Source organism: Nocardia sp. NPDC004123 (assembly GCF_053603795.1).
This window is the reverse complement of the sequence record NZ_JBSGGG010000014.1, coordinates 20920-40399: the sequence shown is the minus strand read 5'-3', so window position 1 is coordinate 40399 and position 19480 is coordinate 20920. Positions and strand designations below refer to the sequence as shown.

The window sequence follows — 19480 nt, the reverse complement described above, 5'->3', positions numbered from 1 at the left end:
CACACCATGAGCGCATCCGATCGCCCCGCCTTTTACGTCACCACGGCCATCGCGTACCCGAACGGCGCACCGCACATCGGGCACGCCTACGAGTACATCTCGTCCGATGCCCTGGCCCGCTTCAAACGGCTGGACGGCTTCGATGTGTTCTACATGACCGGCACCGACGAGCACGGCCAGAAGGTGCAGCAGGCCGCCAAGGCCGCCGGTCTCGCGGAGCAGGAGTACGCCTCGCGCAACTCCGACGTCTTCGAGAACATGGACAAGGCGCTCGACATCTCCTTCGACCGCTTCATCCGCACCACCGACGAGGACCACCTGGCCGCGTCGGTCGCGATCTGGGAGCGCATGGTCGAAGCCGGGGACATCTACCTCGACACCTACGCCGGCTGGTACTCGGTGCGCGACGAGGCGTTCTACACCGAGGAGGAGACCACCCTCCTCGAGGACGGCACCCGCATCTCCACCGACACCAAGACCCCGGTGGAGTGGACCGAGGAGTCGAACTACTTCTTCCGCCTGTCCAACTATCAGGACAAGCTGCTCGAACTGTACGAGACCCAGCCGGAGTTCATCGCGCCCGCGACCCGGCGCAACGAGATCGTCTCGTATGTGAAGGCGGGCCTGAAGGATCTGTCCATCTCCCGCACCACCTTCGACTGGGGTGTGCCGGTGCCGGGTCACCCCGAGCACGTCATGTACGTCTGGGTGGACGCGCTCACCAACTACCTGACCGGCGCGGGCTTCCCCGACACCGATTCGGCGTCGTTCCAGCGGTATTGGCCCGCGGACCTGCACATCATCGGCAAGGACATCTCGCGGTTCCACACCGTGTACTGGCCCGCCTTCCTGATGAGCGCCGGAATCGAGCTCCCGAAGCGGGTTTTCGTGCACGGCTTCGTCAACTACAAGGGCGAGAAGATGTCCAAGTCGGTCGGCAATGTGGTCGATCCCATGGACCTGGTCGACACCTTCGGCCTGGACGCCGTGCGCTTCTTCCTGCTGCGTGAGATCTCCTACGGCCAGGACGGCTCCTACAGCCACGAGGCCATCGTCGGCCGCATCAATGCCGATCTGGCCAACGAGTACGGCAACCTGGCCCAGCGCTGCCTGAAGATGGTGGCCCGCGACTTCGGCGGCATCGTCCCGACCCCGGGCGAGTTCACCGAGGACGACAAGGCCCTGCTGGAGCGCGCGGGCGACCTGCTCGAGAAGGTCCGGGCAGAGTTCGACCAGCAGCAGATCCATCTGGGTCTGGAGCAGCTGTGGCTCACCCTCGGTGAGACCAACCGCTACTTCTCCGCCCAGGCGCCCTGGACCCTGGCCAAGGCCGGCACCCCGGAGGACACCGCCCGCGAGGGCACCATCCTCTACGTGACCATGGAGGTGCTGCGCATCGTCTCGATCCTGGTCCAGCCGGTGATCCCCGGCTCGGCCGGGAAGATCCTGGACCTGCTCGGCGTCACCGACCGCAACTTCGCGGACCTCGCCACCCCGCTCCGCCCGGGCACCGCCCTGCCGGAACCGGCCGTGGTCTTCCCGAAGTACGTCGAACCGAAGTAAGAACCGGTGCCGCCCGCCACCCTCCGGCGGGCGGGCACCGAGTCACACCCGCCGACCGCGGGTGGAGATTCCCCTCCGAACTCCACCATCGCCGGAACGGGAATGCGGCGCCGAACACGCCGCTGCCCGATCCACGGAACCGGATCGGGCAGCGACTGATCTCGCCGTCCCAGCATCCGGTCCGCTTACCGCGCCGGTCAACCTGGGGCAGTAGCACGATTTGGGGCACCCGCACTGACCAGCGGGCCGGATCAGCTGTTCACGAGGGGGCCGACGGTGTCGGCCGACATCGACTGTTCCCCGTTCTCTCTCCCGCTCCGAACAGCAGCCGGAGCCCGGTCAGGGGACCGCGCACGGGTCGATGGTGGCAGTCCCGGGCGACCGCGGCGTGAGCATGAACAGCTGGTAGGAGCAGTTCTGCGGGTGAAAGGCGTTGTAGGAACGCATGGTCAGGCTCATGATCTCGCCGGTGGCCGGGTTGCGGACCTGCACGAGCGAGTCATTGAACAGGTCTTCTTCCATCGGGGTGTTCCACATGCGCGCGAATTCCGGGTTGACGCTGCAGGTTTCGATGATCTGGGCCAGGCGCTCGGGGGCGACCACGCCGGGCGAGAGGACGCGCAGGCCGAAAACCAGGCGGTGCACGATGGTGTCCCAGTTGACCAGCAACTCGCGAGCTTCCGGGATGGTCAGGAACTGCTCGATGACATTGACCGGGCGCTCGGCGCCGGGCGCCGCGGGGGCCAACCACGGAAACGCCCCGCTGGCAGCCCGATTGGCCGCGAGCACCTCGTATTCGGGGAAGCGGTGGAAGTACGCCGGATAGGGCAGGGCCTCGAGATGGTCGAGGTCCTCCTGGCGCAGCTGGGGCGGCCAGGTGCCGCGCGCGAAGGTGGACACCCTGGGCAGGGCCAGCGAGACCACCTTCTCGAGCATCCACATCGGTACGTCCATGGCGGCACACCAGTCCTCGAGCCGGTCCGGCGAGACCGTGCGCTCCCCGCTCTCCAGCTTCCGGTAGAGCGAGACGCTGACGAACATCCGCCGAGCGGTCTCCTCCTGGGTGAGGCCCTGATTCTCCCGGCGGTGCCGCAGGTACATTCCGAGCAGCGGCTGCTCCGGAATCGGTGTGAGCGCGTCGAGCATCTGTCCGCCTATCCATCCAGCAATCCTTCAGCTAAATATCTACCGAAGTAGCCAGTGAGGATCCAGTTTTCCGGTCCAGCCAGCGTACGGACCGCGGCACCCGACAGCGACCCCGGACCTGGGCAGAGATCCACACGGACGGCGACGGCCGATCCGCCGATGCAACGATGTGCATATGCGGCCCAACGACACGAGGAATGGTCTTCCGTCGCGCCGGAACGGGCACTCCGATCGACATCGGGCGAATCGGGAAGCGCTGCCGATCTCGCAGCGCGGCCGGCCACTGGAGGGGATCGGCGAGTGCGTGGAGATCAAGGGGTATAACGGGACGACGCTGCCGAGCGCACCCGGCGGCTGATCGAGCGTGGAGGGATTACCAACTGCTGCAACGGATTCCGGATCTGCGCGCCTTCACCTTCCCGGCGTTGCGGCTGCCGCGGCCGTAGCGCCCGAGGTACCCGGAGGCGACTGAGGTCACCCGACCGCAATCCCGGGACACCCCCGATCCGGGCGCCCACCGATAATGACCATCTGAAGCGAACGCGGTTCAGTGAGAGAGGGAATGGATGCGCGACAGGCAGGTCCACATGACGGCTCGCGCACCACAGGGGACGTTGCAGCGCACCAACTTCGACGAACGGCACCGTGCCGCCCGGGACGCCGTCCTCACCTCGCAGCGCGGCCGGCTACTCGAGGCCATGGTGGAATGCGTCGAGGCCAGGGGCTACCACGCCACCACACTCACCGATATCGTGGCGCGCGCCCGGGTCTCGCGCAGCACCTTCTACGAGCACTTCAGCAATAAGGAGCACTGCTTCATCGAGGCGGTGCGCACCGCCTCCGACATCATCGCGACCCGCATCGCCGACGAGCTGGCCCAGCTGCCCACCGACGCCGGCGCGTACGAGCGCATCGAGTCGATCGTGGTCACCTTCTGCGAAACCGTGGCCTCCGAACCGGATTTCGCGCGGCTGATGCTCGTCGAGGCGTTCAAGGTGGATCAGGAGTCGGTGGCGCTGCGGGACCTGTCGGTGGATCGGTTCGCGGATCTGTACCGGGTCTTCTACGCCCAGGCGCGCGCGACCGATCCGAGCCTGCCGGTCATCGCCGACGAGCTGTTCGCGCTGATTCCGGATGCCATCGGCGAACGCACCCGCCGGGTCATCGTGGCCGAGGGAGCACATCGGGTGCCCGAATTGGCGCCGCTGTTCGTGGAGTTCGTGGTCGCGGTGCTGGGTCTGCCCGCACAGACCTGAATCGCTACGCCTCGCCGCGAAATCCCCTGTCGCTCAGACAGTTTTCGGGTCGGGGCCACCGGAGCGCGCGGGTGTGACGTGGCCGGGTGAACTCACTCACAGCGAGAAGCTCGGTTCGTCATCCCCGGGCCATACCGATGACACATAACGGACGATCGCCAGGCGGTGACCACAGCGCCCGGCTTTCGGCGAACCCCCACTTCAGCCAGGTCGCGGGCGGCCAGGCTGGGTGCGGAAATTTTGCGACACCGCGCGTAACACTAAGCGTGCGTTCACGTTTCGTCCCAGACAGCCACACGGAACGCCCCAGTTCCCCAAGCTAGTTACCCTCGGGTAGCCTCAGTTCATCCGAGCTTGACGAACACACATTTCACTCTCTTCCACGAGGTTTCAGCCTCCCAGTTCCAGGAGTCCCCTGTGCCGCAATCTCGATTCGAGTCCATCGGCGCCTATCTGCCCGAGAAGCGTGTTACCACAACCGAACTGCTCTCCCAATTGAAGGAGGTCCCGGAGTTCGATCTCGAACGAATCACGGGCGTCAAGGAACGCCGTTTCCGCGACACCCGCCCGGAGACGCTCGAGGACTCCTTCGCCCTGGCCATGAAGGCCGTCGAGGACTGTCTGTCCAGGTCATCCTATGCCGCAGGCGATCTCGACATCATCATCTCGACCTCCATCACGCGCAGTAGGGAGGGCACCAAGATGTACATGGAGCCGTCCTTCGCCGGTGCCATCGGCCGCGCCATCGGCGCTCGCGAGGATGTCATCGCCTTCGATCTCTCGAATGCCTGCGCGGGCATGATGAGTGGCGTCTACATTCTCGACCGAATGATTCGCAGCGGCGCGGTGAAACGCGGCATCGTGGTCAGCGGCGAGGCCATTACGCCTATTGCCGAAACGGCCGTGAACGAGATTTCCAGTAAATACGATCTGCAATTCGCGTCGCTGACCGTCGGCGATTCCGGTGCGGCCGTGGTGCTCGACGAGGCCGTGGACGACAACGACAAGATCCACTACATCGAGCTCACCACCGCCTCGGAGTTCTCGCACCTGTGCCTGGGCATGCCCAGCGACAAGTCCAATGGCGTGGCGCTCTACACCGACAACCGGAAGATGCACAACGAGGCGCGGTTCCTGCTGTGGACCGACACCCAGCGCAACTTCATGGAGGCGAACGGGATCACCTTCGCCGACGAGGGTTTCGACTACATCATCCACCACCAGTTCGGCGCGGCCGCGATTCCGTTCATGAACGCGATCGCCGAGCGCGAGTTCGGCCACCCCATGCCGCCGGACCTGAATGTCATCGAGAAGTACGGAAACACCTCCAGCACTTCGCATTTCATCGTGCTGCACGATCAGCTCAGCCGGCAGAACCTGGCGGCCGGGTCGAAGATCCTGATGATTCCGGCGGCCTCCGGCGTCGTCGGCGGCTTCCTGTCCACCACCATCTCGTCGCTGAAGGTCTGAGGTACTGCCATGGGTGTGCGCATCAAGTCCACCGGAATCAGCCGGGACACCGACACTTTCAGCATCGTCGAGCTCAGCGGCCGGGCCGCGCGGCGGGCCATGGAGAGCGCGGGCATCGAGCCCGGGCAGGTCGGGGTCATGGTCAACGCGGGCATCTTCCGCGACAGCAATACCGTCGAGCCGGCCGTGTCGGCCCTGATTCAGAAGGCCGCGGGCATCGGACTCGACTACGTGAAGGAGGACCCGCGGTCATTCTCCTTCGACCTCATGAACGCCGGCACCGGCGTGCTCAATGCCGTGCAGGTGGCGCAGGCGGTGCTGGCCACCGGCAGCGCCGAGCACGTGCTGGTGGTGTCGGGCGACACCCACCCGTCGCTGACGCGCTCCGCCGCCGACGACGAATTCCCCTACGCCACCGCCGGTGCGGCGCTGCTGCTGGAGCAGACCGGCGAACCCGAGGGCTTCGGCCGGGTGCACACCCGCGCCGCCGCGGGCGCTCCGGGCCTGGAGTCCTACGTGGACACCGAGACCATGGGCGATCGCGGCCGCGGCATCATGACGGTCGAGCGCGAACCCGACTACCTGGACCGGCTGCTGGCCACCGCCGCCGAGGCCGCGCGCGCCGCGCTGTCGGACAGTGCGGTCGACAAGACCACCACGGCCCTCATCGCCGCCACCCCGAGCGCCGACTTCCCGGCCCGGCTGGCCGCCGAACTCGGCATCGCCGCGGACGCGGTGTTCACCCCGGACCTGACCGACGGTGACCCGCACACGGCTGCGCTCACCCTGGCGTATCACGCGGCCGCCCAGGCGGATTCGCTGGCCGGCTACCGCGATGTGCTGTTCGTGGCGGCCGGTGCGGGCCCCTCGGCCGCCGCGGTCGTCTACCGGCTCCCGGCCCTCGCCGGAGCCGCGGCGTGACCACCGCGACCTATTGGCAGGCCATCGACCGCTTCCGAGCGGTGGTGGCCGCCGATCCGGACCGTGAGGCGGTGATCTACCCCGCGGGGAAGACCGCCTCCGGCCTCCCGGACTACCGCCATCTCACCTACCGTGAGCTCGACGAGTGGTCCGACACCATCGGCCTGCACCTCGCCGCGGCGGGCGTGGGCCGCGGCACCCGCACCATCGTGCTGGTGCTGCCCAGCCCGGAGCTGTACGCGATCATGCTGGGGCTGTTGAAGATCGGCGCCATCCCGGTGGTCATCGATCCGGGCATGGGCCTGCGCAAGATGCTCAACTGCCTGCGCGCCGCGAATGCCGAGGCATTCATCGGCATTCCGCAGGCGCACGCGGCACGAGTGCTGTTCGGCAAGTACTTCCGGAACGTGCGGGTGACTCTCACCGTCGGCCCGCGCTGGTTCTGGAGCGGACCGACCCTGCGCAGCTGGGGCGCGCCGGCGACCGCGGGCGGGCTCGGCAACCGGTTCCGCGCCGACGGCGCGGCCGGTCCGGTCGGCGCGAAAGTCGCGGCGCGACTGGAGGAGCTGCTGGCCGCCCGCGCCGAGCGGCGGACCGCCGGCGAGCACCGGGCCCCCTTCGACGCCTTCACCCTGCGCGAGCGGGTGCCGGCACCGGCGGACGAGGTGCTGCTCATCGCCTACACCACCGGCAGCACCGGACCCGCCAAGGCCGTGGAGATGACGCACGGCAATCTCAGCGCCATGGTCGAGCAGGTACACGCCGCGCGCGGCCGGGTGGAACCGGGCACCTCGCTGATCACGCTGCCGCTGGTGGGCATTCTCGACATGCTGCTCGGATCACGGTGCGTACTACCGCCGCTGGTGCCGAGCAAGGTCGGCTCCACCGATCCGGCGCACGTGGTCGACGCCCTCAACCGGTTCGGCGTGAAGACCATGTTCGCCTCCCCGGCCGTGCTGATTCCGCTCCTGCGGCACCTGGAGACGCACAAGACGCCGGTGCCGACCCTGCACAGCATCTATTCCGGCGGCGCCCCCGTCCCGGACTGGTGCATCGCCGGGCTGCGGCAGGTGCTGGCCGAGGACGCCGAGGTGTACGCCGGGTACGGCTCCACCGAGGCGCTGCCCATGTCCACCATCGAATCCCGGGAACTGCTGGGCGGTCTGGCGGAGCGCGCGCACCTGGGCGACGGCACCTGTGTCGGGCGGCCGGCCGAGGGCGTGCGGGCCCGGTTGGTCGCCATCACCGACGATTCCATCCCGACCTGGGCGCAGGCCGAGGCCCGCGAATCCGAGCTGGTCGCCACCCGCGGCATCGGCGAGCTGGTGGTGTCGGGACCGAACGTGAGCACCCGCTACTACTGGCCCGAGTCGGCGAACCTGGCGGGCAAGATCCACGAGGACGACACGGTGTGGCATCGCACCGGCGACCTGGCCTGGATCGACGGCGAGGGCCGGATCTGGTTCTGCGGCCGCAAGAGTCAGCGCGTGCACACCGCCGCCGGACCCATGTTCTCCGTGCAGGTGGAGCAGGTCTTCAACATACTGCCCGGGGTGGTCCGCACCGCGCTGGTCGGCGTGGGCACCCGCGGCGCGCAGCTGCCCGTGCTCTGCGTGGAGGCCGCGCCCGGCACGGACACCGCGGCGCTGACGGCGCAGTTGCGGCAGCGGGCCGACGAATTCGATGTCACCGCACCGGTTTCCACGTTCCTGTTCCATCCGAAGTTCCCGGTCGATATCCGACACAATGCCAAGATCGGCCGCGAACAACTCGCGGTCTGGGCGGCGGAGCAGCTCGGAAAGGACGACGGACGATGAAGGTGACTGTGCTGCGGGCGATTCCGGTACTGGGATGGCTCTACCTGGCCCTGGGGCTGCTGCTGGCGGCGGGCGATCGCGCCCCCGCCAACCGGCTGCTGCGGGCGGTGTTCTGGATCGACGCCTTCCTCAGCATCGTGGTGCACGCGGCCCAGATCCCGGCCGCGTTGAAGGCGACCGCGGGCACCGAGCACTCGCCGGTCAAGACGGCGGCCATGACCCAGATCTTCGGAATCACGTGGTGGAAGACCCAGGAGGCGGCATGAAGGCACTGGTAACCGGGGCATCCGGGTTCCTGGGCGGGGCGATCGTGCGCCGCCTGCTCCGGGACGGTGGCTTCGAGGTGGCCATCCTGGCCCGGCCCACCAGCAATCTGCGTGACCTGTACGAGGTCATCGACGAGATCGAGATCGTCACCGGCGATCTCACCGATCAGGTGTCGCTCGAACGCGCCACCAAGGGCGTGGATGTGGTGTTCCACAGCGCGGCGCGGGTCGACGACCGGGGCACCCGGGCGCAGTTCGTGGCCGAGAACGTCACGGCCACCGAGAATCTGCTGCGCGCCGCCAAGCGCAACGGGGCCTCGCGGTTCGTGTTCATCTCCAGCCCCAGCGCACTCATGGACCGCGACGGCGGCGATCAGGTGGACATCGACGAATCGGTGCCGTACCCGAGCCGCTACCTGAACGTGTACTCGGAGACCAAGGCCGCGGCCGAACGCGCCGTACTGGCTTCCAACACCGCCGAATTCACGGCCTGCGCGCTGCGGCCCCGCGCCATCTGGGGCGCCGGCGACCGGTCCGGGCCGATCGTGCGGCTGCTCGGGCGGGCGGCCGCGGGCACGCTGCCGGACCTGTCCTACGGCAAGCAGGTGATGGCCTCGCTGTGCCATGTGGAGAACATCGCGGAGGCGGCCGTCCTGGCGGCCCGCTCCGAGCAGGTCGGCGGCAAGGCGTATTTCATCGCCGACGCCGAGCAGACCGACGTGTGGGGCTTCCTCGGCGAGGTGGCCACCGGCCTCGGCTATCCGAAGCCGACCCGGCAGCCGAATCCGCGGGTGCTCACCGCCGCGGTGGCCGCCATCGAAACCGTCTGGCGCCTGCCGTTCGTCGCCACCCGGTGGTCGCCGCCGCTGACGCGGTACGTGGTGGCGCTGATGACCCGCACCGCCACCTACGACACCTCGGCCGCCACCCGGGATTTCGGCTACCAGCCGATCGTGGACCGCGAGACCGGGCTGACCGGGTTCCTGGCCTGGCTCGAAACCCAGGGCGGCATCGTGGCATTGACCGAGAAGATCTAGGCAGGGGTACACACATGTTCCGCCGTCCCATCTCCCCCACCGAGCTCATCTACTTCCCCATGCGGGATCTGGCGCCGCCGTTCCTGATGCAGCTGGTGGTGGAGGGCCAGGGCAGCATCGATCCGGAGGCGCTGCGGCGTGCGGTCGCCACCGCCGCCGACGCCAATCCGGGTGCGCGGCTGGTGCGCGACGGCAAGCAGTGGGTGGACAGCGGGGTCGCGCCGAGCGTGCGGGTGGTGGACCACGCGCTGCAATATCCGGCGCTGGAGGCGGATCCGGTGCTCACCAGCCCGATCGGGCCGACCCCGGACGCCACCGTGGAGGTGCTGCTGCTCACTGCCGACCTACCCGAGGGCGAGCAGGGGCCGACCACCCTGGTGTTCCGGGTCTTCCACGGCGTCATGGACGGCATGGGCATGGTCATGTGGGCCACCGATGTGCTGCGGGTGCTGCGCGGTGAGGAACCCGTCGGTGCGCCCGATCCGATCGCCGACGCCGAACTGGTGCGCAAGGTCGGCGCGCCCGGGCGGCCCACGCTCATGCTGCCGCGCTTCCGCTCGGCGGTCGGGCACGGGCGGCAGGACCCGGGCGAACACCGGCACCTGTTGCGCACCCGCACCATTCACGCGACCGGACCGGGCGCGCTCATGCGGGTGGCGGCGCTGCTCGCCGAGGAGGGCGGGCCGATCTCGCGCATCATGATCCCGGTCGACATCCGCCGCCACGACCCGGGACTGCGGTCCACCGCGAATCTCGCGCTGCCGCTGTTCCTGGACGTACGGCCGGGCATGGACTGGAAGCAGCTCAACGAGTTCAAGCGCGCGGGCCTGAAGGAGAACCGCGAGCTCAACCAGATGGACAACGGCGGGCTGAAATACCTGCCGCAGGCGGCGGGGCGCGGGCTGCTGCGCGCGCTGAACCTGCTCGGCTCGCGTACTGGCCGGAACCTCGCCTCCGCCACCGTCTCCCACATGGGCCGCTACGACCTCGACGCACTCGCGGTCCCCGGATTCGCCCCCACCGCCATCAAGGTCATGCCGCAGCACAGCGTCGCCATGCCGCTGCTCATGGGCATGACCGAATGCGGCGGACGCACCGAGCTGACCGTCTCCGTCCGCAACGGACGCGGCATTCCGGAACGCCTGGACGCCCTGCTGGACCGCATCGTCCGCACGCTGGAAAGCGAACTGACGCCCACGAATTCGGACGCGACCGCCTGACCCTCTCCTCGACCCGAGCCCGGCCGCGGCAATAGGCCACTCGCACACAAGGATCGGAGTGCCCCATGACCGTCGTCGACAGTTCCGCCGAGGTCGCCGAGACCGCGGAGTCAGATGGCCTCATGGCCGCCTGGGCGCGGGTCGTGGTGGCGCGGCCCAAGACCGTGCTGGTGATCGCGGTGCTGTTCGCACTGGCCTGCGGGCTGTTCGCGGCCGGGCTGCAGCAGCGGGTGAGTTCGGCGGGATTCGTGGTGCCCGATGGTGAATCCGCCTCGGTGGATGCCTGGGTGACCGAACGCCTGGGGCCGCAGAACCCGGATGTCATCGCCATCTACACCGCGCCCGAGGGGCAGTCGCTGGCCGATATCGGGCCGAGAGTGACCGAGGCGATCGGCAAGATCGATCCGGCGCTATTGGATCGGCCGGTCGAAAGTTATTGGAACAGTCCGCGATCGCAGTACCTCCGGTCGTCCGATGGACGGCAGGCGGTGGCGGTCGTGTTCTCGGCGGGGAACGACAATCAGCGGGTCGCGGAGTATCCGAAAATCGCGGCCGCACTGCGTATTCCGGGAGTCGATACCAAGCTGACCGGATACAGCGCGCTCGCCGACACCATCAGCGATCAGTCGCGGCACGATCTGGTGCTGGCCGAATCGATTTCGATCCCGCTGACCGCGATCGTGCTGGTGCTGGTATTCGGCGGGGTGGTGGCCGCCGCGCTGCCGGTGCTCATCGGCACGCTGGCGGTGGTGGGGGCGCTGGGCGCGGTCGGGATCATCGCGCGAATGACCGAGGTCAGCGTGTTCGCCATGAATGTGGTGTCGCTGCTGGGGCTCGGATTGGCCATCGACTACGGGCTTTTCATCGTCGGACGGTTCCGCGAGGAGCTGAGGCGGGGACGCACGACCGAGGAGGCGGTGACCCGCACCCTGCGGACCGCCGGGCGCACCGTGCTGTTCTCGGCGCTGCTGCTCATGTGCGCGTTCGCGGGCACCTTCGTGTTCCCGCTGGCCGTGCTGCGCTCACTCGGCGTCGGGGCCATCGCCGCGGTCGGGCTGGCCGCGCTGCTGTCGGTGACCGCGCTGCCCGCGATCCTCACCCTGCTGGGCTCGCGCATCGGTAAGTGGAGCTGGCGCGCGGACGCCTTCGAGCGCTCGGAGGAACGGGCGCAACGATTCTGGGGACGGGTCGTCACCGCCGTCATGCGCCGGCCGGGCACGGTCGCCATCGCGGTCGGTGCGATCCTGCTGGTCCTCGCCGCACCGCTGTCCGGCGTCCGGCTCGGCGATGTCGACCACACCGCACTGCCCGCCGGTAATGAAACCCGCACCGCCGTGGAGGAATTGAGCGCGCACTTCCCGGCCGCCAACAGTGGCGCGACCATCTTGCTGCGCGAAACCGACGGCAGCGCACCGACTCCGACCGCCATCAGCACCGCCCTGCGAGAGATCGGCGGCGTCCGGGGCGTGCGCCAGGCGACGGCGCTGGACACCCGCGACAACACCACCGTCATCCACGCGGCGCTGGCCGCTCCGGACCGCTCGCCGCGGGCCCAGGACGTCGTGCACGACCTGCGTGACCTGCGCCTGGACGGACTCGACCTGCGGGTCGGCGGCGAGAGCGCCAGCACCGTCGACAGCATCGCCGCCGTCCTGGACCGGTTGCCGCTCATGATCGTGGTCATGGTGGCGGTGACCCTGCTCATGCTGGCACTGGCCTTCCGCTCGATCGTATTGCCGCTCAAGGCCGTGCTCATGGCGTTCCTGAGCCTGACGGCCACCTTCGGGGTGCTGACCTGGATCTTCGATCAGGGCCACCTGGCCGGTGCACTGCACATCAGCGTCGGGCCACTGTCGGCGGGCATGATGGTGCTCATCATCGCCGTGGTCTTCGGGCTGTCCACCGACTACGAGGTGTTCCTGCTCTCGCGAATGGTGGAGGCCCACAACGCCGGTGCCGACACCGAGGAATCGGTCCGCATCGGCACCGTGCAGACCGCCCGCGTGATCACCGCCGCCGCAACGCTGCTCGTACTCATCACCGGGGCGTTCACGCTCTCCCCGCTCACGCCCATGCGTTTCCTCGGTCTGGGCATGGTGATCGCGCTGGTCATCGACGCCACCCTGGTGCGCATGCTGCTGGTTCCGGCCCTGGTCAAGCTGATGGGGCCCGCCAACTGGTGGGCCCCGGGCAATCGGAGAAAGGTTCAGCCGAAGAAATCGATCAGCGCGGGTGCCAGCACGGGCGCCTTGACCAGGTGAGTCTGGCCGGGCAGAACCCGGTGCGAGGCACCCGGAATCGCCTGGGCCAGCGCGGCATTGGCATTACGCATCCAGGCGGGGCTCTTGCTGCCCGCGATCACGGTGACCGGCAGGTCGAGCCGGGCCCAGCGATCGGCCGGAAGCTTGCGGCCCCGTTGGAACGCTTGGACGTACTGGATGTCGTAGGCCATGGTCGGAGCCACCATCTTGAGGTGACTCCAGCCCGGGAAGAGCGGGAACGCGGCCACCATGAGGGCGGGCAGACACACTCCCGCTCGCATGAAGTACTTGACCGCAGCACCGTTCTTGCCCTGGGCCAGCAGGGAAGTCAGGTGCTCGACGTAGTCGGCCGGGGCCGGCGGGCGGGTGTTGTCGTCGACCACGAACGGCACCTCGTACAGCGCGACCTTGCGCACCGTGCGGCCGCTGCGCAGGTAGTCCAGGACCAGGCCGCCGCCCGACGAGATGGCATACAGCATCACCGGGCCCCCGGCCAGGTCGATGACCGCGTCGAGATCCTCGAATTCGCGCTCGATGTCGACCGGCCGGTTGTCGCCGCTCTCGCCCCGGCCGCGCCGGTCGTAGGTGTAGACCGTGTAGCGGCTCGAAAGCGCGTCGGCGAGTGACTTGTTGGGGCCGAACTCCTGGGCGGCGAGCGCACCGTCGATGAGCACGACCGCCGGGCCCGAACCGTATCGGGTGTAGGCGATGCGGGTGCCGTCCTTGGAGTCCACGAAGCCTGTGGTGGGTTCCATCAGCAGTCCTTGGTGTAGGTGAGGGCCTGGATGCCGCTGCCGAAAGTGGTCGCGGCGGTGAGTCGTAACGGGAGCCGGGGGCCGTTGCCGGGGAACATCCGTGCGCCCGAGCCCACGACGATGGGGTGCAGCATGACGACGAGGTCGTCCAGCAGCCCGTGCTCGAGCAGCGTCCGCACCAGGGTGATGCTGCCGTGCACGGCGATTGCGAGGCCCGGCTGTTCCTTGAGTTCGGTGAGCTCCTCGACGAGCCGGTCGGGGGCGAGCACGGTGGTGTACTTCCACTCCGGATCCCGAAGCGTCGATGACACCACGAGTCTCGGCGTCAGGTTGAACCAGTCGGCCATCTCGCCTTCCCGGTCCGGCCAGGCGGCAGCGAAGATGTCGTAGGTCTTGCGGCCCAGCAGCAGGGTGTCGGCGGCGCGCAGGCCCGCCATCACCGCTTCCTGGGTCGCGTCGTCGTGGTACGGAAAATGCCAATTCTCCGGAGCTTCCACCACGCCGTCGAGGGACAGGTAGACGTTGGCCGTGACGCGGCGGCTCATGCCGCGGCCTCCTGCCGGGTGTAGACCAGGTTCACCACACCGCAGTCCAGGGGACGGCAGTCGGTGAGCGTGAAGGTGGCCGGCATCTGGTCCGGGGTGAAGAATCGCGCGCCCGGACCGCCCAGGATCAGCGGAAACACCAGCAGGTGCAGCTCATCGAGGAGGTTCTCGGCGATCAGGTAGCGCACCAGGGTGCCGCTGCCGCCGATGCCGATCTGCTGATGCCGGTCCTTGAGCGCGCCGATCTCCTTGGCCAGGTTGTCGCGCAGGATGGTGGTGTTGGCCCAGTCGGTGGACTCCAGCGTCGTGGACACCACGTACTTGGACATGGCGTTGACGGCGTCGAAGTACGGGCCGGACTGACTGGTGAAGAAGGGTTTCAGGCCCTCGTAGGTGGTGCGGCCCAGGAGCATGGCGTCATTGCCCGCCATGATGGCGCCCACGGCCTGCTGCACCTCGGCGTCGTTGAAATACGGCCCGGTGTGCGGATCGGTCGGTGAGATCGACGGGGCGAGACCGGTCCAGCCGCTCTCGGTCACGCCGTCCAGTGAAAGGTACTGCCCTGCAACAATTTTTCCCATGCGTCCACGGTCGCAGTTTCGGAAAGCCCAAGGAATTGCCGGGTTCGCAAGACAGCGATGCCGCAGCGGAATGAATGCGGGGCGGGCATACTCGAGCGCATGGTCGAGCCGCTGCCTCGGACCCCCGAGGGCGTGGAACTCCGGCACCTGCGCGCCTTCGTCGCGGTCGCCGAGGAATTGAACTTCGGCCGCGCGGCGCAGCGGCTCTACGTCACCCAGCCCGCGCTCAGCCGGACCATCCGGTCACTGGAAAAGCTGGTGGGCTGTGACCTCTTCCATCGCAATACCCGCAGCGTGGGCCTCACTCCCGCGGGCACGGCGCTGCTGGATCGAACCCGTGACGTGCTCGCCGGCCTGGACAGCGCCCTGACGGCGGCCCGTGCGGCGGGCGGCGAGCTCTCGGCCCGCATGGACCGGCTGTGGAGTCCGGTGGAGGAGACCTTCAACGGCGATCTGGCGCCCATGCGGTCGGCCTTCGAAGTCATGCACGCCCAGTTCCCCATCCCGGAGGGCGTGCTGCTGGAGCCGGTGAACGCCGGCGGGGTGCCCGGCATCCAGCTCGCGCGCCCCGAGGACTCCGAGACCGTCGCCGTCTACGCACACGGCGGCGGCTTCATGATGGGCTCGGCCTACGGGTATCGCGGCATGGCGGGCGCGGTCGCCGACGCCGGGCGCACCCGGGTACTCGTACCCGAATACCGGCTCGCGCCCGAGCACCCCTTCCCAGCCGCCCGCGACGATGTGTGCACCGTCTACCGCTGGCTGCTGGAGTGCGGTAAGCCACCGGAAAGCATTGCGCTGGTGGGTGATTCGACCGGGGCCATGCTGATCCTGTCGGCGCTGCTGCACGCCCGCGAGTGCGGACTGCCCATGCCGCGCGCGACCGTGCTGCTGTGCCCCGCCGTCGACTTCTACGCGCCCGCCGACGACCCGCCCGCCGATGTCGAACAGCACTTGCGCTTCCAGACCGCCTACCTGGCGGGCCGCCCGGTGAGCGATCCGGAGGCCAACCCCATGTGCGCCGATCTCACCGGCCTACCGCCGGCCCTGGTGCAATCCGGTGAGTTCGACGGCCTCGGGCGCAATACCACTGCGCTCGTCGAGCGGCTGAGAGCGGCCGATGTCGCGGTCCGGCACGACAGCTACCCGGTCGACGGGCACGCCTTCCAGATCTATTGGTCGTTCCATCCGGAAGCGGCCGAGGCCATCGGGCAGGTCGGCGACTTCCTCCAGAAGCCGGCCCCGGTCACGCCCTGAATGTTCCTGTCGCGCACCGGTACTCCGGTGACGCAACTGCATGCCACGGATACCGCACGTGACACACAGCTGCGCTGACCGGGCCGCCACGCTCCTCGTTGAACGCGGCGCACCCGTGAACCGGGCCGGACCCGCAACCGGCGGAAACCGATTCGGCCGGCGCGCGTCGGCCCGCGGAGATGGGCGCACAACCCCCTTCGTCGTGCGCACATCTCGACGGGACGACGCCCGGTTCAGGGGCGAAGCCGCACCGGCAGGGCGGTGAGACCTCGCACGATCAGGGATTTGCGCCATACCAGTTCCGCGCCGGCGGCCAATTCCAGATCCGGGTAGGCCGCGAGCAGCCGGCTCAGCGCGATCCCGCCCTCCATGCGCGCCAGGGGCGCGCCGACACAGCGGTGGACGCCGTGGCCGAAGGCGAGATGGTTCTTGTCGGTGCGGTCCAGGTCCACGCGGTGCGGATCGGCGAAGCGGGCCGGATCGCGGTCGGCGGCGGCCATGGACACCAGAAGGCGCTGGCCGGCGGGGATTTCGATGCCGCCCAGGGTGACCGGGACGGTGGTGTAGCGGAAGGTGGCCTCGCTCGCCGGTGACTCGTAGCGCAGCACCTCCTCCACGAAATCCGGTACCCGATCCGGGGTGTCGGCCAGTGCGGTCCGGACGTCCTTGTCCGTCAGCAGGATCGCGACCGCGTTCGAGATGAGGTTCACGGTGGTCTCGAAACCCGCGACCAGCAGCAGGAACACCATGCTGATCAGCTCGCGGTGCGAGAGCCGGTCGCCGTCCTCGCTGGCCGAGATGAGTTCGGAGAGCAGGTCATCGGAGGGCTCGTCGCGCTTGGCGTTGATGAGCTGGTCGATGTAGGCGAGGAACCGCTGCACCGCGGCCCCACGGGCCTCGACGGTCTCGTCATTGGAGACCAGGGTGGTGGACCAGGCGCGGAAGTCGTCGCGATCCGCCTGGGGCACACCGAGCAGTTCGCAGATGACCAGCATGGGCAGCGGGAATGCGTAGCGGTCCAGCAGATCCTGATCGACAGCGGCGTCGACGGCCAGGTCGGCGAGCAGGGCATCGGCCAATTCGGTGATGCGTGAGGCCAATTCGCGCACGGCACGGCCGCTGAAGGCCCGGTTCACCAGGGCGCGCAGGCGGGTGTGCTGCGGCGGGTCGTAGAAGAGCATCATGTCGCCGAACATGGCGCCGGCCGCCTGGGCGCCCGCGCCATCACCCGCCAGGGCTGTGCGCGCACCCTCGGATTTGAGAGCCTTGCTGATGGCAGGGTCCAGGAAGGCCGTCTTGGCCGCCTCGTAGCCGGTGATCAGCCAGCCGGTGCCGCCGTCCGGGAAACGCACGAAATGCGCGGGCCCGCGCGTACGCAGCAGGTCGTATGCGGCGTGCGGGTGCTGATAGAAGTCATCGGTCAGCACGAACGGCTCGATCGCCAATTCGCCTGCCGGGACATCTGTTTCGCGCACCATGATCGGGCACTCTAACAGCGGCCGGGTCGACGGGTCCCGCCATCGGCCACCCCAGCCGCTGCATACACTCGGAGTGCACAATCTCGGCCGCGCCTGCCGATCATCCGGCCGCGCGGACGCCCGATCCCCGGCGCGAAATCCACACCGCCGCACCGACGATCAGCGCCGCCGCGGCGTAGTAGTACAGCTGCGGCAGGCCCAGCGTGTCGTCACCCATCACCAAGTACAGCGCCACATTGATCAGCCAGTGCCCGACGGCGCCGATCAGCACCCGCTGCGGGTAACTTCCGACCGCGAGAAACCCCAGCACACAGGCGAATCCGAGCACCGCCGCCAGAAACGCCGCCGCCACCGCCGGTCCCGCCGCGAATGCCTGCACATGCCACACCGCCCAGACCACCCCGGTGATCCCGATCGCCACCGGCCGGGCATACCGCGACTCCAGCACCGGCTGCAGGAATCCGCGCCAGCCCGCCTCCTCCCCCGCCGCCCCCACCAGCTGGAGCAGCACGAACACCGCGAAGGGCACCCCACCCACCGCCACCGGACCGTGCAGCTTCATCGAGTCGGAGGCCATCGCGGCGGTCAACAGGCCGACGGCCGCACACGAAACCACCACCGCCACACCATGTCCGCGCACCACGTCCCACGACACCCGCACGGGCAGCAGGGCGGCCAGGCGCTGCCGCCACACCAGGGCCACGATCCCCACCGCCACCGCGGGCCCGAATTGCGCCAACGTCAGCGCCGCCCGGTCGATCCCCGAATTCGCCTGCACCACAAGCAGAACTCCGGACGCCAGAAACGCCAGCACCACGTAGGCGCCGACCATCACGCCGGTACTTCCCGACCGCCGCACCTCATTCGAGATCACCCCGCGATGGTCGCACCGCGATTCTCGACGGTCCTCACACCCGAGAGTGATTCCCGCACCGCGATATCAGACTCGAGAGCCAGTCCCGAGCCCTGCCCGGCTACCCGAGCCCTGCCCGGTTACTCGGCGGCGCGGGCGGCGAGCACCGCGTCGTAGAGTTCGCGGCGCGAGGCCCCCGTGGCCGCCGAGACCTCGGCGCACGCGTCCTTGAGCCGCAGCCCGGAACCGATCAGCGCCTCCACCTGGCCCACCAGGTCGGCGGGCTCGGCGGAAACCGGTTGCGCGCCTTCGAGAACCACGGTGATCTCCCCCCGCGCGCCCTCGACCGCCCACGCGGCCAGCTCGGCCAGCGTGCCGCGCACGACCTCCTCGTAGGTCTTGGTGAGCTCGCGGCACACCGCGGCGCGGCGCTCCGGGCCGAGCACCTCGACGGCATCGGCCAGGCAGTCCGCAAGACGGTGCGGGGCCTCGAAGAACACAACGGCCCGCGGCTCCGCGGTGAGGGTCCGCAGCCACTCCTTGCGCTGACCGGACTTGCGGGGCGGGAAGCCGTCGAAACAGAACCGCTCGACCGGGAGGCCGGACAGCGCGAGCGCGGTGGTCACCGCGGACGGGCCCGGCAGACAGGTGATCGGGAGGCCGCGCTCCACGCAGGCCGCCACCATCCGATAGCCCGGATCGCTCACCGACGGCATCCCGGCATCGGTGACGAGCAGTACGGTACGGCCGGACTCGATCTCCTCGAGCAGCATCGGGATCCGCGCGGTCTCCACGTGGTCGTAGAAGCTCACCACCCGGCCGGTGATCTCGATGTCCAGGGCCTTGGCCAGTGACCGGGTCCGGCGCGTGTCCTCGGCGGCCACCACCTCGGCGGTCGCCAGCGCGTCCCGCAGCCGCTGCGAGGCATCCCCGATATCGCCCATGGGAGTGGCCGCCAAGACCAGCCGTCCGCCGGCACTCGGCTCCGCGCTCATGGTGCTCCTACTCCTGGAAAGGTCCGCCAACTCGCCCCCGACTCTATCGATGCGATCGA

17 protein-coding genes are annotated in these 19480 nt (G+C 68.8%); 10 read left to right on the top strand and 7 right to left on the bottom strand.

Annotated features, from left to right (window positions below):
• Positions 1-6 precede the first annotated feature (6 nt).
• Positions 7-1563, top strand: coding sequence for a methionine--tRNA ligase (gene metG, locus ACWEQQ_RS21120; protein WP_452349378.1), 1557 nt, complete (start codon positions 7-9; stop codon positions 1561-1563).
• Between the two features lie 339 nt (positions 1564-1902).
• Here metG and ACWEQQ_RS21115 read toward each other — a convergent pair whose 3' ends face one another.
• Entirely contained in the window at positions 1903-2709 is an 807-nt protein-coding gene (locus tag ACWEQQ_RS21115; RefSeq protein WP_452341415.1) for an MmyB family transcriptional regulator, read from the bottom strand.
• A gap of 566 nt (positions 2710-3275) precedes the next feature.
• On the opposite strand from ACWEQQ_RS21115, the gene ACWEQQ_RS21110 reads away from it, so the two are divergent.
• The 8 genes from ACWEQQ_RS21110 (at position 3276) to ACWEQQ_RS21075 (ending at position 12957) form a co-directional block, all read left to right on the top strand.
• Positions 3276-3965 carry a TetR/AcrR family transcriptional regulator gene (locus ACWEQQ_RS21110; protein ID WP_379397497.1) on the top strand — a complete coding sequence of 230 codons (690 nt, stop codon included), beginning with the start codon at positions 3276-3278 and terminating at the stop codon, positions 3963-3965.
• Positions 3966-4382: 417 nt separating this feature from the next.
• The gene (locus ACWEQQ_RS21105; protein ID WP_452349377.1) at positions 4383-5435 is read left to right on the top strand and encodes a 3-oxoacyl-ACP synthase III family protein; all 1053 of its coding nucleotides are present in this window, start codon (positions 4383-4385) and stop codon (positions 5433-5435) included.
• 9 nt (positions 5436-5444) lie between these two features.
• Positions 5445-6356 (top strand): hypothetical protein, encoded by a 912-nt coding sequence (locus tag ACWEQQ_RS21100; protein ID WP_452349376.1) that lies wholly within the window; start codon positions 5445-5447, stop codon positions 6354-6356.
• Positions 6353-8173 carry a fatty acid CoA ligase family protein gene (locus tag ACWEQQ_RS21095; protein ID WP_452349375.1) on the top strand — a complete coding sequence of 607 codons (1821 nt, stop codon included), beginning with the start codon at positions 6353-6355 and terminating at the stop codon, positions 8171-8173. The genes ACWEQQ_RS21100 and ACWEQQ_RS21095 overlap by 4 nt, the downstream gene beginning before the upstream one ends.
• Positions 8170-8439 (top strand): hypothetical protein, encoded by a 270-nt coding sequence (locus tag ACWEQQ_RS21090; protein ID WP_364622935.1) that lies wholly within the window; start codon positions 8170-8172, stop codon positions 8437-8439. The genes ACWEQQ_RS21095 and ACWEQQ_RS21090 overlap by 4 nt, the downstream gene beginning before the upstream one ends.
• A complete protein-coding gene (locus tag ACWEQQ_RS21085; RefSeq protein WP_452341411.1) occupies positions 8436-9476 on the top strand; it encodes an NAD-dependent epimerase/dehydratase family protein in 1041 nt (346 codons plus the stop codon). The genes ACWEQQ_RS21090 and ACWEQQ_RS21085 overlap by 4 nt, the downstream gene beginning before the upstream one ends.
• Positions 9477-9490: 14 nt before the next feature.
• Positions 9491-10696: a peptide synthetase gene (locus tag ACWEQQ_RS21080; protein WP_452349374.1), complete on the top strand. Its 1206-nt coding sequence runs from the start codon at positions 9491-9493 to the stop codon at positions 10694-10696.
• A gap of 65 nt (positions 10697-10761) precedes the next feature.
• The gene (locus ACWEQQ_RS21075) at positions 10762-12957 is read left to right on the top strand and encodes an MMPL family transporter (protein WP_452349373.1); all 2196 of its coding nucleotides are present in this window, start codon (positions 10762-10764) and stop codon (positions 12955-12957) included.
• Here the strand turns inward: ACWEQQ_RS21075 and ACWEQQ_RS21070 are convergent.
• From ACWEQQ_RS21070 to ACWEQQ_RS21060, 3 genes are read right to left on the bottom strand one after another with little or no spacing between them, the layout of a single operon-like run.
• A complete protein-coding gene (locus ACWEQQ_RS21070; RefSeq protein WP_452349372.1) occupies positions 12903-13712 on the bottom strand; it encodes an alpha/beta fold hydrolase in 810 nt (269 codons plus the stop codon). The genes ACWEQQ_RS21075 and ACWEQQ_RS21070 overlap by 55 nt on opposite strands.
• Complete coding sequence (locus tag ACWEQQ_RS21065) at positions 13712-14257, bottom strand: dihydrofolate reductase family protein (RefSeq protein ID WP_452341408.1); 546 nt, start codon at positions 14255-14257, stop codon at positions 13712-13714. Before ACWEQQ_RS21065 ends, ACWEQQ_RS21070 begins: the two co-directional genes overlap by 1 nt.
• The gene (locus ACWEQQ_RS21060; RefSeq protein ID WP_452349371.1) at positions 14254-14838 is read right to left on the bottom strand and encodes a dihydrofolate reductase family protein; all 585 of its coding nucleotides are present in this window, start codon (positions 14836-14838) and stop codon (positions 14254-14256) included. Before ACWEQQ_RS21060 ends, ACWEQQ_RS21065 begins: the two co-directional genes overlap by 4 nt.
• Before the next feature lie 99 nt (positions 14839-14937).
• On the opposite strand from ACWEQQ_RS21060, the gene ACWEQQ_RS21055 reads away from it, so the two are divergent.
• The gene (locus ACWEQQ_RS21055) at positions 14938-16095 is read left to right on the top strand and encodes an alpha/beta hydrolase fold domain-containing protein (protein ID WP_452349370.1); all 1158 of its coding nucleotides are present in this window, start codon (positions 14938-14940) and stop codon (positions 16093-16095) included.
• 233 nt (positions 16096-16328) lie between these two features.
• Here the strand turns inward: ACWEQQ_RS21055 and ACWEQQ_RS21050 are convergent, their stop codons facing one another.
• From ACWEQQ_RS21050 to rsmI, 3 genes are all read right to left on the bottom strand, one after another.
• Positions 16329-17573: a cytochrome P450 family protein gene (locus ACWEQQ_RS21050; RefSeq protein ID WP_452349369.1), complete on the bottom strand. Its 1245-nt coding sequence runs from the start codon at positions 17571-17573 to the stop codon at positions 16329-16331.
• Between the two features lie 100 nt (positions 17574-17673).
• Positions 17674-18447 carry a CPBP family intramembrane glutamic endopeptidase gene (locus ACWEQQ_RS21045; protein ID WP_452349368.1) on the bottom strand — a complete coding sequence of 258 codons (774 nt, stop codon included), beginning with the start codon at positions 18445-18447 and terminating at the stop codon, positions 17674-17676.
• Positions 18448-18566: 119 nt separating this feature from the next.
• Entirely contained in the window at positions 18567-19421 is an 855-nt protein-coding gene (gene rsmI, locus ACWEQQ_RS21040; protein ID WP_354836128.1) for a 16S rRNA (cytidine(1402)-2'-O)-methyltransferase, read from the bottom strand.
• Between the last annotated feature and the right edge of the window lie 59 nt (positions 19422-19480).

Excerpts from the sequence above, each read along its gene's own strand:
- metG (WP_452349378.1), top strand. The coding sequence starts at position 7 with ATGAGCGCATCCGATCGCCCCGCCTTTTACGTCACCACGGCCATCGCG.
- ACWEQQ_RS21115 (WP_452341415.1), bottom strand. The coding sequence starts at position 2,709 with ATGCTCGACGCGCTCACACCGATTCCGGAGCAGCCGCTGCTCGGAATG.
- ACWEQQ_RS21110 (WP_379397497.1), top strand. The coding sequence starts at position 3,276 with ATGCGCGACAGGCAGGTCCACATGACGGCTCGCGCACCACAGGGGACG.
- ACWEQQ_RS21100 (WP_452349376.1), top strand. The coding sequence starts at position 5,445 with ATGGGTGTGCGCATCAAGTCCACCGGAATCAGCCGGGACACCGACACT.
- ACWEQQ_RS21090 (WP_364622935.1), top strand. The coding sequence starts at position 8,170 with ATGAAGGTGACTGTGCTGCGGGCGATTCCGGTACTGGGATGGCTCTAC.
- ACWEQQ_RS21085 (WP_452341411.1), top strand. The coding sequence starts at position 8,436 with ATGAAGGCACTGGTAACCGGGGCATCCGGGTTCCTGGGCGGGGCGATC.
- ACWEQQ_RS21080 (WP_452349374.1), top strand. The coding sequence starts at position 9,491 with ATGTTCCGCCGTCCCATCTCCCCCACCGAGCTCATCTACTTCCCCATG.
- ACWEQQ_RS21075 (WP_452349373.1), top strand. The coding sequence starts at position 10,762 with ATGACCGTCGTCGACAGTTCCGCCGAGGTCGCCGAGACCGCGGAGTCA.
- ACWEQQ_RS21070 (WP_452349372.1), bottom strand. The coding sequence starts at position 13,712 with ATGGAACCCACCACAGGCTTCGTGGACTCCAAGGACGGCACCCGCATC.
- ACWEQQ_RS21065 (WP_452341408.1), bottom strand. The coding sequence starts at position 14,257 with ATGAGCCGCCGCGTCACGGCCAACGTCTACCTGTCCCTCGACGGCGTG.
- ACWEQQ_RS21060 (WP_452349371.1), bottom strand. The coding sequence starts at position 14,838 with ATGGGAAAAATTGTTGCAGGGCAGTACCTTTCACTGGACGGCGTGACC.
- ACWEQQ_RS21055 (WP_452349370.1), top strand. The coding sequence starts at position 14,938 with ATGGTCGAGCCGCTGCCTCGGACCCCCGAGGGCGTGGAACTCCGGCAC.
- ACWEQQ_RS21050 (WP_452349369.1), bottom strand. The coding sequence starts at position 17,573 with ATGGTGCGCGAAACAGATGTCCCGGCAGGCGAATTGGCGATCGAGCCG.
- rsmI (WP_354836128.1), bottom strand. The coding sequence starts at position 19,421 with ATGAGCGCGGAGCCGAGTGCCGGCGGACGGCTGGTCTTGGCGGCCACT.